The 15,094-nt window shown below is 73.9% G+C and carries 11 protein-coding genes; 9 read left to right on the top strand and 2 right to left on the bottom strand.

What is annotated here, in order from left to right:
* The first annotated feature begins 61 nt into the window (after positions 1-61).
* Entirely contained in the window at positions 62-712 is a 651-nt protein-coding gene (locus ACFVXG_RS10320; RefSeq protein ID WP_387926147.1) for a hypothetical protein, read from the top strand.
* A gap of 34 nt (positions 713-746) precedes the next feature.
* Positions 747-1,760 (top strand): hypothetical protein, encoded by a 1,014-nt coding sequence (locus ACFVXG_RS10315; protein ID WP_387926145.1) that lies wholly within the window; start codon positions 747-749, stop codon positions 1,758-1,760.
* A 76-nt stretch (positions 1,761-1,836) separates the two neighbouring features.
* On the opposite strand, the gene ACFVXG_RS10310 is transcribed toward ACFVXG_RS10315, so the two are convergent.
* Positions 1,837-3,243 (bottom strand): CCA tRNA nucleotidyltransferase, encoded by a 1,407-nt coding sequence (locus ACFVXG_RS10310; RefSeq protein ID WP_387926499.1) that lies wholly within the window; start codon positions 3,241-3,243, stop codon positions 1,837-1,839.
* Positions 3,244-3,623: 380 nt separating this feature from the next.
* Between ACFVXG_RS10310 and ACFVXG_RS10305 the strand changes: the two genes are divergently transcribed.
* The 7 genes from ACFVXG_RS10305 to trxA all read left to right on the top strand — a co-directional run bounded on the left by ACFVXG_RS10305 (position 3,624) and on the right by trxA (position 14,341).
* Positions 3,624-6,098: a DUF6049 family protein gene (locus ACFVXG_RS10305; protein ID WP_387926143.1), complete on the top strand. Its 2,475-nt coding sequence runs from the start codon at positions 3,624-3,626 to the stop codon at positions 6,096-6,098.
* Positions 6,099-6,156: 58 nt separating this feature from the next.
* Positions 6,157-8,622, top strand: coding sequence for a murein biosynthesis integral membrane protein MurJ (murJ, locus tag ACFVXG_RS10300; protein ID WP_387926141.1), 2,466 nt, complete (start codon positions 6,157-6,159; stop codon positions 8,620-8,622).
* Between the two features lie 306 nt (positions 8,623-8,928).
* Complete coding sequence (locus ACFVXG_RS10295; protein WP_387926139.1) at positions 8,929-10,947, top strand: serine/threonine protein kinase; 2,019 nt, start codon at positions 8,929-8,931, stop codon at positions 10,945-10,947.
* A 43-nt stretch (positions 10,948-10,990) separates the two neighbouring features.
* On the top strand, positions 10,991-11,776 hold the full coding sequence (gene sigM / locus ACFVXG_RS10290; protein WP_387926137.1) for an RNA polymerase sigma factor SigM: 786 nt from the start codon (positions 10,991-10,993) through the stop codon (positions 11,774-11,776).
* Positions 11,773-12,699, top strand: coding sequence for an anti-sigma factor family protein (locus ACFVXG_RS10285; RefSeq protein ID WP_387926135.1), 927 nt, complete (start codon positions 11,773-11,775; stop codon positions 12,697-12,699). The genes sigM and ACFVXG_RS10285 overlap by 4 nt, the downstream gene beginning before the upstream one ends.
* Before the next feature lie 194 nt (positions 12,700-12,893).
* Positions 12,894-13,856, top strand: a complete 963-nt coding sequence (gene trxB, locus ACFVXG_RS10280; RefSeq protein WP_387926133.1) for a thioredoxin-disulfide reductase — start codon at positions 12,894-12,896, stop codon at positions 13,854-13,856.
* Positions 13,857-14,014: 158 nt separating this feature from the next.
* A complete protein-coding gene (gene trxA / locus ACFVXG_RS10275; RefSeq protein ID WP_387926131.1) occupies positions 14,015-14,341 on the top strand; it encodes a thioredoxin in 327 nt (108 codons plus the stop codon).
* Positions 14,342-14,419: 78 nt separating this feature from the next.
* Here trxA and ACFVXG_RS10270 read toward each other — a convergent pair whose 3' ends face one another.
* Positions 14,420-15,037: a GNAT family N-acetyltransferase gene (locus ACFVXG_RS10270; protein ID WP_387926129.1), complete on the bottom strand. Its 618-nt coding sequence runs from the start codon at positions 15,035-15,037 to the stop codon at positions 14,420-14,422.
* Positions 15,038-15,094 lie beyond the last annotated feature (57 nt).

Genomic DNA, 15,094 nt, shown 5'->3' with positions numbered 1-15,094 from the left:
CCAGTCGCTAAGGTACGTAAACCTGTCGGAACGACAGCACTCGGTCTCGGGGGACGAACTGATGAGCACACCGACCGGCCCGTACGGCCCGCCGCCACCCGCGGCACCGGGCTTCGGTCCGCCCCCACCCGGGTACGCCCAGGCGCCGTACGCCCAGCCTCCGTACGGGCAGGCGCCGGTCCCGCAGCAGCCGTACGCCCCGGGCCCGTACGGGCAGCCGCCGCACCCCCAGCAGCCGCAGCCCCAGGCGCCGTACGCCCAGCCGCCCTACGGGCAGGCGCCGTACGGCCAGCAGCCGCCCGCCGGGCCGTACGGCTACCCGCAGCCCGGCGCGGCCCCCTCGGCGCCGCCCGCCAAGCGCGGCGCCCGCTCCAAGCTGCGGATCGTCGGTGCGGTCGGCGGCTGCGTCGCGCTCGCGGTCGGCTACTTCGTCAGCGGTCCGAGCGTCAGCAGCGCCAAACCCGGCGACTGTGTCCGGGTGAGCGGCTCCCGCAGCGTCGAGATCGTCAACTGCACTGATTCCAAAGCGAATTACAAGGTGCTGTCGAAGTTCACCGGCACCACCGACGTGACCCGCTGCCGGCAGACCCCGCAGACCACCAGCGCCGTCTCGGGCAAGAGCGGCCGCCGCTGGAACAAGACGCGGTACGTGCTCTGCCTCGGCCCCCTGACCCCCACCTCCACCGGCTACCCGCCGGTGAAGAAGTCCTGACCCTTCCACCGCCTTCCTCACTCCGGGGGATCCCTTGTCCGCTCCGCCTCCGCCCCAGATGCCCTACGGCCCGCCACCGGGCGACGGCAACCCGTACGCCGGCGGCGCGTACGGCGCGCCGCCCCCGCCGCCCCCGCCGGGGTACGGCTACCCGGGCCCCCCGCCGCCGGAGCAGCCGTACGGCGCCCAGCCCCCCGGCTACGGGTACGGCTACCCGCCGCCGGCCCCGATGGACGGGGAGAACTGCCGCTTCTGCGGCGGCTTCCCGGCCGTGCGCGCCACCGTCCGCGGCCACCAGGGCCTGCTGATCGCGTTCCGGATGCTGCGGATGCACGGCCCGTTCTGCCGCACCTGCGGAACGGCCACCGTGCGCGACATGTCCGCCCGCACGCTCGTCCAGGGCTGGTGGAGCTGGGTCTCGCCGATCCTGACCGTGATCACCCTGCTGATGAACCTCGGTGCCCACAACCGGATCAAGCGGCTGCCGCCGCCCATGCCGGGCACCCACGGCCCGCAGCTCGACCCGGGCGCCCCGCTGGGCAGCCGCCCGCACATCGCCATGCTGCTGGTGCCGGTCTCCCTGCTGGTCACCGGGGTCCTGCTGGCCACCGGCGTGATCGGCCCGAAGAAGGACTCCGGCGGCTCGGTCGCGCTGCCGACGCCGACCGACACGGTCACCTTCTCGCCGTCGCCGCGGCCGACGACCACCTACGGCTACACCCCGCCGCCGCTCCCGATGCCCAGCTTCACCGTGCCGAGCATCACCCTGCCGCCGCCCGCGACCAAGAACGACGTCGACAGCGCCGGCATCGGCGACTGCCTGCGCAACGAGAACTCCCCCGGCGCGACCGCGGACGAGCACCCGAAGATCACCGTGCTGCCCTGCACCGACCCCAAGGCCCAGTACAAGGTGGTCTACAAGTACTTCGCCACCTCGGACGAGAAGGCCTGCGACAAGCAGCCGAAGGCCGACAGCTCCTACACCCGCACCTACAGCAACCTGCCCGCGCTGAACTACGTGCTCTGCCTCAAGCACATCAACAGCTGAGCGGACGCGAACGCGGCGGTCACCTCCCCGGGCGGGGACGTGACCGCCGCGCGGCGGTTCCGGGGCGTCTCCCGGGTCAGCCCTGCTGCTCGGCCCACCAGGCCCGCAGCGCCGCGACCGCCTCGTCCGGCTCCATCGGCCCGTGCTCCAGCCGCAGTTCGAGCATGTGCTTGTACGCCTTGCCGACCTGGGGGCCCGGCTTGAGACCGAGCAGCTCCATGATCTGGTTGCCGTCCAGCGCCGGGCGGATGGCGTCCAGCTCCTCCTTGGCCTGCAGCTCGGTGATCCGCTCCTCCAGGCCGTCGTAGGTGCGCGACAGCGCGGCCGCCTTCTTCCGGTTGCGGGTGGTGCAGTCGGAGCGGGTCAGCTTGTGCAGGCGCTCCAGCAGCGGCCCGGCGTCGGTGACGTAGCGGCGCACCGCGGAGTCGGTCCACTCGCCGCCGCCGTAGCCGTGGAAGCGCAGGTGCAGCTCGACCAGGCGCGAGACGTCCTCGGTGAGCTCCTTGGAGTACTTGAGCTCGCGCATCCGCTTGCGGGTCATCTTGGCGCCGACCACCTCGTGGTGGTGGAAGGAGACCCGACCGTCCGACTCGAAGCGGCGGGTGCGCGGCTTGCCGATGTCGTGCAGCAGCGCGGCCAGCCGCAGGGTGAGGTCCGGGCCGTCCTGCTCCAGGGCGATGGCCTGCTCCAGGACGGTCAGCGAGTGCTCGTAGACGTCCTTGTGCCGGTGGTGCTCGTCGCTCTCCAGCTGCAGCGCGGGCAGCTCCGGCAGCACGTGCCCGGCCAGGCCGGTGTCGACCAGCAGCCGCAGGCCCTTCACCGGGTGCTTGGCCAGCAGCAGCTTGTTCAGCTCGGCCTGCACCCGCTCCGCCGAGACGATGGTGATCCGCTCGGCCATCGCGGTCATCGCGGCGAGCACCTCGGGCGCCGGGTCGAAGTCCAGCTGGGCGGCGAAGCGGGCGGCCCGCATCATCCGCAGCGGGTCGTCGGAGAAGGACTCCTCGGGGGTGGCGGGGGTGCGCAGCACCCGGGCCTCCAGGTCGTCCAGGCCGTGGTGCGGGTCGACGAAGCCGCGGCCGGGCAGGTCGACGGCCATCGCGTTGACCGTGAAGTCCCGGCGGACCAGGTCCTGCTCGATGGTGTCGCCGTAGGTCACCTCGGGCTTGCGGGAGGTGCGGTCGTACGCCTCGGAGCGGTAGGTGGTGATCTCGATCAGGAAGGAGCCCTCGGCGGTGTCCTTGCGGGCGCCGACGGTGCCGAAGGCGATGCCGACGTCCCAGACCGCGTCCGCCCAGCCCTTGACCAGCTTCAGCACCTGCTGCGGCCGGGCGTCGGTGGTGAAGTCCAGGTCGTTGCCGAGCCGGCCGAGCAGCGCGTCCCGCACCGAGCCGCCGACCAGGGCCAGCCGGTGACCGGCCGCCTGGAAGCGGGTGGCGATCTCGTCGGCGACCGGCGAGACCCGCAGCAGCTCTTGCAAGCCCATCGTCTGGGCCTCGCTCAGGCCTGGGACGACCTGGACGGCGGTGCTGGAACGGTCGGTGCGCGCGGTGGGCTCATTGGCAGTGGACACGGCTCACAAGGGTACGTGCCCCGGAAGGTCAACCGCCCGCGCGTTTTGGGCGTCTCACCCCACAGCCCGCAACACTGCACGCCAGGCTGGATCGTTACCATGCCGGTGGACGAAGCGCGGACACCGGAACCGGGGATGCGGTGTCGCGTGCCGCCGTGCCGACGGATCCCTCCGCGGCAGCAGGGTGGCGTGCAGCGTCGAGCGAGGAACGTCGAGCGGGGAACGTCGGGCGACCGCGCCGGACGGACAGCATCAGCAGCGAGCGATCGAACAGAACGGCGAGGGCGAAGCGAGTGAGTGAGCCGGCACGGCACTCGGGCCTGGGGGCGCACCGACAGCCTGGACGGGCCGCGGGCCCGACCGAACCCCCTGCCGGGGAACGGGGCACCGGCGGCCGTGCCCGCCGGTTCGCCGCCGCCTGCGGGGCGCTCCTGGCCCTGGTCGCGGCCGCCCCCGCCGCGGCGCTGCCGGCCGGCGGCAACATCCGCCCGGCCGCCGACGTCGCGGCCACCGCGGAGTACCCGGTGACGATGACCATCGAGACGGTCACCCCGCAGCTCGCCGTCCAGAACGGCACCGTGTCCATCACCGGTCACGTCACCAACTCCGGCAGGTCCGCCCTCAAGGGCGCCCACGCCGCCGTCCGCAAGCCGGTCTCCAGCAAGCCGCTGCAGCGGCGCAGCGAGCTCCAGAACGTGGCCACCCGGACCACCCCGCGGGGCGACGACGGGACGGAGCTGGACAGCCCGCAGTACGCCCTGCCGGAGCTGAGCCCCGGCCAGAGCCTGCCGTACACCCTGAGCGTCGCGGTGAGCGACCTCGGGCTGTCCGAGAGCGGCGTCTACGAGCTCGCGGTGGACGCCTGGGGCTCGACCGGCGACAACCCGCGCGACCGGGCGCTGGGCATCGCCCGCACCTTCCTGCCCTACTCCCAGGGCGGCTCCGAGGCCCAGCCGACGAAGGTCGCCACGCTCTGGCCGCTGGTGCACGCACCGGTGCTGGCCGCGCAGACCTTCGCCGACGGCGACCAGAACCTCTCGGTGCTGCGCGACGACAGCCTGGCCACCGACCTCGCGCCGGGCGGCCGGCTGTACGAGCTGGTCGACACCGGCGCCAAGCTGAACGGGCTGACCTGGGTGGTCGACCCGGACCTGCTGGACGCCGCGTTCGCGATGACCAAGCCGTACCGGGTGCAGAAGCCGGGCACCGAGCGCTCCGGCAAGTCCGCCAAGGACGAGAACACCGTCTCCCGCCCCGCCTCGGCCGCCGCCGAGGCCTGGCTGAACAAGCTGCGGGCGGCCGTCGCCAAGTCGGGCAGCCAGGTCGTCTCGCTGCCGTACGCCGACCCGGACCTCGCCTCGATCGCGCACAACGGCGCGGACCTGGGCAGCATGGGCACCGCCCTGAACAAGGCGGCCACCGCCGGCCGGCTGACCGTCGAGGGCCGGCTCGCCGTGGACACCCGCTCCGACGTGGCCTGGCCCTACCAGGGCTACCTCGACCAGCAGATCGCCGGCATCGCCCAGCAGGCGGGCAGCAGCCTGGTGCTGGTCAACGGCGCGAGCATGCCGGACCCCGACTCGGTCAACTACACCCCGACCGCGGTGCGCCCGATCGGCAACGGGCAGAGCGCCGTGGTCGCCGACGACACGGTGTCCGCGCCGTTCCAGAAGGACCTCGGCACCCCGAAGGACCAGACCGAGGCGACCCAGCGCTTCCTCGCCGAGACCTACGCGATCACCCACGAGCAGCCGCAGAACCAGCGCGGCCTGCTGGTCATGCCGCCGCGCGAGCTGACCGTCAACACCGCCAAGGCCCTGGCGGGCGCCCTGCAGACGGCCGGCGACAAGTGGCTGGCCCCGGTGAAGCTGGACGCGCTGGCCCAGTCCGCGCCGGACCCGAAGGCCAACACCGGTGTCCCGTCGCCCGCCGACTACCCGACCCAGGCCCGGGCCTCCGAGCTGCCGGCCACCGCCCTGAGCGGCACCGACGACATCCAGCAGAAGCTGGACACCCTGATGCGGGTGCTCACCCTGCCGCAGCGGGTGCGCGGCCCGTTCAGCGCCGCGATGGTCCGCTCGCTGTCCACCGAGTGGCGCGCCCAGACGCCGGCCGGCGAGGACTACCGCGAGGGCGTCGGCGGCTACCTGAACGAGCTCACGACCGCCGTCCAGGTGCCCAAGAAGAACGTGGTCACCCTGGCCGGGAACACCGGCCAGCTCCAGGTCAGCGTGCGCAACGACCTCACCCAGACGGTCACCAACCTGCAGCTGCGGCTCACCTCGGTCCAGCCGAACAGGCTGCGGGTCGGCCTGCCGGAGGAGCTCGTCCTCCCCGCCTCGCAGAGCGTCACCCTGCGCTTCAACGCCGAGGCCCGCAACAACGGCCCGGTCACCATGATCGCCCAGCTGTGGACCACCGGCCCCGACTCGAAGCCCTACGGGAAGGCCCAGACCTTCACCGTCGAGGTCACCTCGGTGACCAACGGGGTGCTGTACGTCTTCGCCGGCGCCGCCGTCCTGCTGGTGCTCGCCGCGCTGCGCTTCGTCCGCCAGCGCAAGCGGCGCGGCGGGCAGCCGCACGAGGACGGCGACCAGCCGGTCGGGGACGGCCCGGCCCAGGACGGCCCGGCGGGCGACGCCGCGGCCGAGCCCGCCGAGCCCGCCGACCCGGGCGCCGCCGCGGACGGGGGTCCCGCACAGACACCGCGCGCCAGCAGCCCGGATGGCCGGGATCGGACCGCCAGTGATGAGAAGGTTGGTCCTTGACACCGCCGACCCCCCGCGATGCCGGGCCGGTCTCCCCCCACAACAGCGAAGAGGTGACATGACCGGGCGCAGCGAGGAGCGGCCGCCGGGCCGCGGTGAGAGCCGGCCGGGCGCCGAGTCGCCGTCCGGCGACTGGTACGTGGCCGACACCTACGCCCAGGACCCGTACGCCGCACAGGCGTACGGGACCGCGCAGGACGGCCAGGACCCGTACGGCCTCCAGACCGGACGGCCCGCCGCACCGCCGCCGCCGGTCACCGCGTACGACGTGCCGCCGCAGCTGCCGCCGCAGGGCGGCGGCTACCCGACCCCGGTGCCGTCCTCGCCGTTCTCGCCCCCGGTGCCCCCCGTGCAGCCCGGCTGGGACACCCCGGTGCAGCCGGGCTGGCCGCAGCAGCAGGCCGCCCAGCCGGCTCCGGCCGCCCCGGCGCACCCCCAGTGGGGCGCCGCCGAGCAGCCCCAGCAGCAGTGGCAGCCGGGCCCGGCGCACTCCGCCTGGGACAGCGAGACCACCGAGTACGTCGGGGTGGACGCGCTGTTCGGCGGCCGCCCGGCCGAGGCCGCGGCCCAGCCGCCGGTCCCCCAGCCCGCGCCGGCCCAGCAAGCCGCACCCGTGCCCCCGGCCTCGGCGGTGCCGCCGGTCGCCCCCGCGCCGTACCCGCCGATGGGCGGCTACCCGGGGCAGCCGCAGCACGGTGGTCCGGACGGGCAGCGGCCCTTCGTGCCGCCGATCGAGTTCGACCCGCCGCTCTCCGAGGAGGAGGCCACCATGCAGGTGGCCGCCGTCGCGGTGCCCCCGGCGGTCGAACCGCTGGCGGACCTCGCCGAGGAGCACGCCGCCCGGCCCGAGGCCGAGCCCGCCCCGGCCTCCGGCGGCGGCGGCAAGGTCGCCAGCCTGCTGAACTCCAGCGCGATCATGGCGGCCGGCACCCTGGTCTCCCGCGGCACCGGCTTCCTGCGGACCATGGTCATCGCCGGCGCGATCGGCATCGCGGTCATGGGTGACTCGTACAACGCGGCGAACACCCTGCCGACCCTGCTGTACATCCTGATCGGCGGCGGCGCGCTGAACGCGGTCTTCGTACCGCAGCTGGTGCGCAGCATGAAGAACGACGAGGACGGCGGGACCGCCTACGCCAACCGGCTGCTCACCCTGGTGATGGTCGGGCTCGGCGGCGTGGTCTTCCTGGCCGTGCTCGGGGCGCCCCTGCTGGTCCAGCTGATCGCCCACCCGATGATGACCAACCCGGCCCGCGCGGACACCACGGTGGCGCTGGCCCGCTACTGCCTGCCGACCATCTTCTTCATGGGCGTGCACGTGGTGATGGGCCAGATCCTCAACGCCCGGGGCCGGTTCGGCGCGATGATGTGGACCCCGGTCCTCAACAACATCGTGGTGATCTTCACCTTCGGCGCCTACATCTGGGTCTACGGCGGCTACAACGGCACCCAGATCACCCCGGAGAACATCACCCCGGAGGGCGTCCGGCTGCTCGGCCTGGGCACCCTGCTGGGCCTGGTGGTCCAGTCGCTGGCGATGATCCCGTACCTGCGGGCCGCGGACTTCCGCTTCCGGCCGCGCTTCGACTGGCGCGGCCACGGCCTGGGCAAGGCGGCCCGGCTGGCCAAGTGGACCTTCTTCTTCGTGCTCGCCAACCAGGCCGGCTACCTGGTCATCACCCAGCTGGCGACCGCCGCCGGCAGCGCCGCCGAACAGGGCGGCCACGGCGGTGTCGGCCTCTCGGCCTTCTCCAACGCCCTGCTGATCTGGCAGCTCCCGCAGGCCGTCATCACCGTCTCGATCATGAGCGCGGTGCTCCCCCGGCTCTCCCGCGCGGCCGCCGACGAGGACGCCGGCGCCGTCCGCGACGACCTGTCGTACGGGCTGCGCACCACCGCGGTGGCGGTCGTCCCGGCGGCCTTCCTGTTCCTGGCGCTCGGCCCGGCGATCGGCCGCTCGATCTACGCGGTCGGCGGCGGCGCGACGGCCCTGGACAACGCGACCAACGTCGGCCTGATGCTCTCGGCCTTCGCGCTCGGGCTGATCCCGTACTCGGCCCAGTACGTGATGCTGCGCGGCTTCTACGCCTACGAGGACACCCGGACCCCGTTCTCCAACACCGTCTGGGTGGCGGTCTGCCAGGCCGGCTTCTCGCTGCTCTGCTGGGTCGCGCTGCCCGCGCAGTGGACGGTGACCGGCATGGCCCTCGGCTACGGCCTCGCGTACGCCGTCGGAGTGACGGTCGCGGTGCCGAAGCTGAAGAAGAAGATCGGCGGGCTGGACACCAAGCGGATCGGCAAGACCTACAGCCGGCTGGCCACCGCCTGCGTCCCGGCCGCGGTGGTCGGCCTCGGCGTCAGTCTGGCGGTCCAGCAGGTGCTCGCCGGCTGGGCGGGCAGCGTACTGTCGGTCCTCCTGGGCGGCGCCCTCCAGATGCTGGTGTTCGTGTTCATCGCGAAGCGCCTGCGGATCGAGGAGATGAACGCCATGCTGGGCATGGTCCGCGGCCGACTGGGCCGCTGACCGTCGAGGCAACCGGCCGGACGGGCGGACACCCTGACCTGGTGTCAACCGGGGCGAGCACCGCCCCGCCCGTCCGGCCCGCACTTCCGGGCCGCCACCAGCAACCCGGCACGTCCGGGCCGCCACGTGGCGGCCCGGTGTCGGATCTGCACCACATCTCTCCACCGGCATGCAACCGAGCGGACCCTTCAGCGGTCGTACCCGGTGGTGAAGAGTGGGCACAATTGTCCTGGAGCACAGGGCGGCCAATCCGCGGGCTCCAGCGACTCTCTCAGCCGGGGCGACACAAGGGGAGGCAGGACCACGGTGGCTGATGGCACCAAGGCGGTCGTCGACACGTCAGCAGCTGACGCGGCGGCGGACGAAGCCGCGCTGGCCGCGGCGATCGACGAGCTCGGCGGCGGGAAGACCGCCCCGGCGAGCTCCGCCGACGCCCCCTCCTCCGCGGACGCCCCCACGGACTCCGCCGAGGCCGACTCCCCGGCCCGCTCCAAGGCCGACGACGAGGACGGTCCGGACGACGCCGACACCGACGCCGAGCCGGCCCCGGAGTCCTCGGAGGCCCAGGAGGCCTCGGTGAGCGAGGAGACCTCGGAGATCACCGCCCCGCTCTCGGTCCACGAGATCGCCGCCGAACTGGCGGCCGGCGCCGCACGGAAGAAACCCGCTCCCGCACCGCAGCCCGCCTCCGACAAGCGCCGCCCCACCGACCCCCAGCCCACGGTCGACCCGCGCGACACCGCCACCCTCCCGCGCACCCTCCCCGCGCCGATGCGGCACAGCGGCGACAAGATCGGCCACCGCTACCTGCTCGAGGAGTGCATCTCCCAGACCGAGACCTTCAGCAGCTGGCGCGCCGTCGACGAGAAGCTGCGCCGGGCCGTCGGCGTCCACCTGATGGCCTCCGGCCACCAGCGCGCCCGCAAGGTGCTGGCCGCCGCCAAGTCCGCGGCCCTGCTCGGCGACCCGCGCTTCGTCCAGGTGCTGGACGCCGTCCAGGAGAACGAGCTGGTCTACATCGTGCGGGAGTGGCTGCCGCACGCCTCCGACCTCGCCAGGCTGCTCGCGAACGGCCCGATGGAGCCGCACGAGGCGTACCAGATGGTCCGCCAGGTCGCCGACGCCGTCGCCGCCGCGCACCGCCGCGGCAAGGCGCACCTGCGGCTGACCCCGCGCTGCGTGCTGCGCACCGACAGCGGCCAGTACCGGATCAACGGCATCGCCGTGGACGCCGCCCTGCGCGGGCTGCCCCCGGAGGACTCCACCGAGGACGCCCAGCGCACCGACACCCGGGCGATCGGCGCCCTGCTGTTCGCCGCGCTCACCCACCGGTGGCCGTACCCCGAGGACCGCTACGACCTCAAGGGCCTGCCCAAGGGCCTGCAGAACGCCGCGCCGGACCAGGTCCGCGCGGGCGTCCACAAGGGGCTGTCCGAACTCGCCGCGCGCGCCCTGTTCGACCACCCGCCGCACCACGCCGAGCCGATCACCACCCCGGAGGAGCTGGTCCGGGCGATCGCCCAGCTGCCCCGGATCCGGCAGCCCGAGCCCGAGCTGCCGGCCTTCCCGGCCCCGCCCCGGCACAACACCCACGCCCTGCCGACCGCGCCCAACCCCACCCGGGTGGCCGACCCGGCGGTCGCCCCGCTGCCGCCCTCCTCCCGGCCGACCGCCGCCCGGCGCACCAAGCGCCGGCTGCGCCGGGTGGTCAAGGCCACCGCCTGGACCGTCGCCCTGGGCGCGATCGGCGTCGCCTCCTGGCAGTTCGTCGGCAGCCTGCGCAACAGCGGACAGGCCGTCGCCACCCCGCAGACCTCGGTCAGCAGCACCGCTCCGAGCAGCGCGCGCCCGACGACCCACACCCCGGTGCCGATCCAGATCAAGGAAGCCTTCTCCTACAACCCGCGGGGCGACTCGCCGGAGTCCCTCTGGCTGCTCCCGAAGGTCTTCGACGGGGACCCGAACACCTCCTGGGTGACCAAGACCTACAACGACCCCTTCGGCCCCAAGCCCCCGTTCAAGGACGGCACCGGCCTGCTCATCGACCTCGGCTCGGTGCAGTCGGTCAGCTCGGTGAACGTCCAGTTCACCGGCACCCACACGGCCGAGCTCCGGGTGCCGAACGCCCAGGCCGCCGCGAATCCGCAGGACGCCCAGCCCGAGTCCTTCAACGTCATGGACAAGAAGACCGGCCCCACCGCCGACTTCACCCTGAGCAGCCCGACGAACACGCGTTACGTCTTGATCTGGATGACCAGCCTGCCGAAGGATACGAGCGGCGGCGGTTACCGCGGTCAGGTCAACGAGGTGAAGGTCTTCGGCTGACCGCAGGCCCGGGCAGACCGGACGACGGCGACAAGGGGTGACAGTGGCGGACGACGACGCGACGCTGCTCGCCCGGCACGTCGCCGGCGACCGGGAGGCCTTCGGCCTGCTGGTGAACCGCCACCGGGACCGCCTCTGGGCGGTCGCCCTGCGTACCCTGGGCGACCGCGAGGAGGCCGCGGACGCCCTCCAGGACGCCCTGGTCTCCGCCTTCCGGGCCGCCCCCGGCTTCCAGGGCCGCTCGGCCGTCACCACCTGGCTGCACCGGATCGTGGTCAACGCCTGCCTGGACCGCGCCCGGCGCAGCGCCACCCGGCGCACCACCCCGCTGGACGAGGACCCCCAGCGGCTGGACGGCCTGGTCGGCACCGCCGAGCCGGCCGACTCCCCGGTGGTCCGGGCCGAGGTGCACCGGGAGCTGACCGCGGCACTCGCCGAACTGCCCCCCGAGCAGCGGGCCGCCCTGGTCCTGGTCGACATGCAGGGCTACCCGGTCGCCGAGGCCGCCGAGCTGCTGGGCGTCCCGGTGGGCACCGTGAAGAGCCGCTGCGCCCGCGGCCGGGCCCGGCTGCTCCCGCTGGTCCGGCACCTGCGCGAGACCGACGACGGAGCCCGCGACGGAACGCACGACGGAGCGCACGACGGGCGGAACGTTTCACGTGAAACACCGGCCCGCCGGGCGTCGGGGCGCGCCGCTCCCGGCCCGTCCGGTGGGGCCCCGCCCCCGCAGGGCGACACCCGGGGGAACCCGACGGGCCCCCGCACCGTCACAGGGACAGGCCCGAGCACCGGCCGCACGATGCTGGAAGGAGACGCGAGCACACGATGACCGCCCCCCTCTCCTCCCCCGCACCCGCCGACGACCACCCCTCCGTCGAGGAGCTGGCCGACCTCGCCGAGGGCCTGGTCGAGCCCGCCGAGGCCGCCCGGACGCTGCGGCGGCACCTGGACGGCTGCGCCGAGTGCCGCGAGACCGCCGAGGCGCTGGCCGAGGTGCGGACGCTGCTCGGCGCCGTCGAGCCCGAGCCGATGCCCGCCGACGTCATGGCCCGGCTGGACGCCGCCCTCGCCGAGGCGGCCCGCACCGCCCCGCGCTCGGCCGCCGAGGCCGCACGGCGCCCGCAGGAGACCCCCGCCACCGCCCACCGGGCGGACCCCCCGGCCCCGCCCGTACGGGCCGCCGCGGCCCCCTCCGCGCCCCCGGCCCGCCCCGCCTCGGCCTCCGGCCCCGGGCGCCCCCGACCGCGCCGCCGCCGGTTCGCCCTGCTGCTCGGCGCGGCCGCCGCGCTGGCCGCCGTCGGCCTCGGCGGAGCCCTGCTGCTGAACCGCGCCGACGCCCCGACCACCACCGCCTCCGCCGCCTCGACGGGCGTCCCCGGCGACCTGAGCGCCCGCACCCCGCACCTGGCGGGCCCCGGCACCGACTACCGCGAGGACCAGCTCGCCGCCCAGGTCCGGCAACTGCTGGACCGGTCCGCCGCCCAGCCCGGACTGCGCGCCACCGGGCCCGCCAAATCCGGCGCCGCGCCCGCCGACGGCGCCGGGCCGGAGCTCGCCGGCCCGGCCTCGCCCGGCGCCTGCACGGCCCCCGACCCGGGCACCCCGCTGGCCACCGACCGGGGCAGCTACCAGGGCTCCCCGGTGGACGTCCTGGTCTACCCGGCCCCCGGCCGGCCCGGCTTCGTGGACGTCTACCTGCGCTCCCCCGACTGCGGCCCGGTCCTCCTGCACCGGACCGTCCCCGGACGCTGAGCGGCCCTTCCCAGCCGCCGGACGGCCGTTCCCATGCGATCGACGACCAGGGCGGCACGCCGCTTCCGGAGTTCGGGCGCCTGGTACTGATCCGCCTGGGAATGCGAGAGACTGGTCAGTCGTTGTCCCGGGCGGCGGAGCAGGACCGCCCTCCCCGCAGCTAACGCGGGTCGCGATGCGAACCAGGAGAAGCAGTGAGCGACGTCCGTAACGTGATCATCATCGGTTCCGGCCCGGCAGGCTACACGGCCGCGCTCTACACGGCCCGTGCCTCCCTCAAGCCGCTGGTCTTCGAGGGGGCCGTCACCGCCGGTGGTGCGCTCATGAACACCACCGAGGTCGAGAACTTCCCGGGCTTCCGGGACGGCATCATGGGCCCCGAGCTGATGGACAACATGCGGGCGCAGGCGGAGCGCTTCGGCGCCGAGCTGATCCCGGACGACATCGTCGCGGTCGACCTCAGCGGTGAGATCAAGACCGTCACCGACTCCGAGGGCAACGTGCACAAGGCCCGCGCCGTGATCGTCACCACCGGCTCCCAGCACCGCAAGCTCAACCTGCCGAACGAGGACAAGCTCTCCGGCCGGGGCGTCTCCTGGTGCGCGACCTGCGACGGCTTCTTCTTCCGCGACCAGGACATCGCGGTGGTCGGCGGCGGCGACACGGCCCTGGAGGAGGCGACCTTCCTCTCCCGCTTCGCCAAGAGCGTCACGATCATCCACCGCCGCGACTCGCTGCGCGCCTCCAAGGCGATGCAGGAGCGCGCCTTCGCCGACCCGAAGATCCGCTTCGAGTGGGACAGCGCCGTCGAGGCCATCCACGGCGACCCGAAGCTGACCGGGGTCACCCTGCGCGACACCACCACCGGCGAGACCCGCGAGCTGGCCGTCACCGGCCTGTTCATCGCGATCGGCCACGACCCGCGCACCGACCTCTTCAAGGGCCAGCTGGACCTCGACGCCGAGGGCTACCTCAAGGTCGACGCCCCGTCGACCCGGACCAACATCGAGGGCGTGTTCGGCGCCGGCGACGTCGTGGACCACACCTACCGCCAGGCCATCACCGCCTCCGGCACCGGCTGCTCCGCCGCGCTGGACGCCGAGCGCTACCTGGCCGCGCTGGACGACGTGGAGAACAAGGCCGCCGTCGCGGTCTGACCCCTCTCCCCCGCCGGCCCCTCCCCCGGCCCGCCCCGACCGAACCCGCGGGGGTGTTCCACGTGAAACACCCCCGCCCCGGCCAGGCAGAAACAGAACGGGCCCGCCCGTTGTTCTTCCTGGCAGCAGCCCTCTCCGTCCGAACCCGAGGAGTCCCCGTGGCCGGCGCCACCACCACCGTCACCGACACGACGTTCAAGTCCGATGTCCTGGAGAGCGACAAGCCCGTACTGGTCGACTTCTGGGCCACCTGGTGCGGCCCGTGCCGCCAGGTCGCCCCGGTCCTGGAGGACATCGCGGCCGAGCACGGCGACAAGCTCACCATCGCCAAGCTCGACGTGGACGCCAACCAGGTGACCGCTGCCGAGTACAACGTGATCTCGATCCCGACGCTGATCCTCTTCAAGGACGGCCAGCCGGTGAAGCAGATCACCGGCGCCCGTCCGAAGGCCGCGCTGCTGCGCGAGCTGGACGGCCTGTTCTAGGTCCCCCGGTCACCGACCGAACGGCGGCGGGGCTCCCCAGGAGGGGAGCCCCGCCGCCGTCGTCTGTCCGGATGCCGCTCAGAACGGCCGCAGGGCCGGCTCCTTCCGCCCGCCGCCCAGCAGCCGCTCCAACGCCCCCTCCACGTCGCCGCGCCAGGAGAGCGTGGTCCGCGCCTCCAGCCGCAGCCTCGGGTAGCGCGGATGCGGCCGTACGGTCTTGAAGCCGACCGCGAGCAGGTGGTCGGCCGGCAGCACGCAGCTGGTCGGCACCCGGCCCGCCGAGCCGAAGGCCTCGATCGCCCGCACCCCGCGCCCCACCAGGTCCTTGGCGACGGTCTGCACCAGCACCCGGCCCAGCCCCTGGCGCTGGTAACCCGGCAGCACCCGGCTGACCATCAGCTGAACGGCGTCCGGCGAGACCGGGCTGGTCGGGAAGGACTGCGAGCGGGGGACGTACGCGGGCGGCGCGTAGAGCACGAAGCCGGCCGGCTGGTCGTCCACGTAGACGATCCGACCGCAGGACCCCCACTCCAGCAGCACCGCGGAGATCCAGCCCTCCTTCTCCAGCTCCGGCTTCCCCGACTCCACCGCCTCCTTCGCGCTGACCGGGTCCAGCTCCCAGAACACGCAGGAGCGGCAGCCGGTCGGCAGGTCCGCGAGGTTGTCCAGCGTCAGCGGAGCGATCCGGCGTCCCATGGCCCGCACCTCCTCCTCCCTTTCACGGTCGAGCATGCCCCCACGAACGCCGATGGG

Source organism: Kitasatospora sp. NPDC058162 (genome assembly GCF_042884005.1).
Classification (GTDB): Bacteria; Actinomycetota; Actinomycetes; order Streptomycetales; family Streptomycetaceae; genus Kitasatospora.
Note: the sequence above shows the minus strand (reverse complement) of the source record. Positions and strands in the feature narration are given on the sequence as shown.

Bases quoted from the DNA above. Each gene is read 5' to 3' on its own strand.
- ACFVXG_RS10320 (WP_387926147.1), top strand. From the start codon at position 62: ATGAGCACACCGACCGGCCCGTACGGCCCGCCGCCACCCGCGGCACCG.
- ACFVXG_RS10310 (WP_387926499.1), bottom strand. From the start codon at position 3,243: ATGGGCTTGCAAGAGCTGCTGCGGGTCTCGCCGGTCGCCGACGAGATC.
- murJ (WP_387926141.1), top strand. From the start codon at position 6,157: ATGACCGGGCGCAGCGAGGAGCGGCCGCCGGGCCGCGGTGAGAGCCGG.
- ACFVXG_RS10285 (WP_387926135.1), top strand. From the start codon at position 11,773: ATGACCGCCCCCCTCTCCTCCCCCGCACCCGCCGACGACCACCCCTCC.
- ACFVXG_RS10270 (WP_387926129.1), bottom strand. From the start codon at position 15,037: ATGGGACGCCGGATCGCTCCGCTGACGCTGGACAACCTCGCGGACCTG.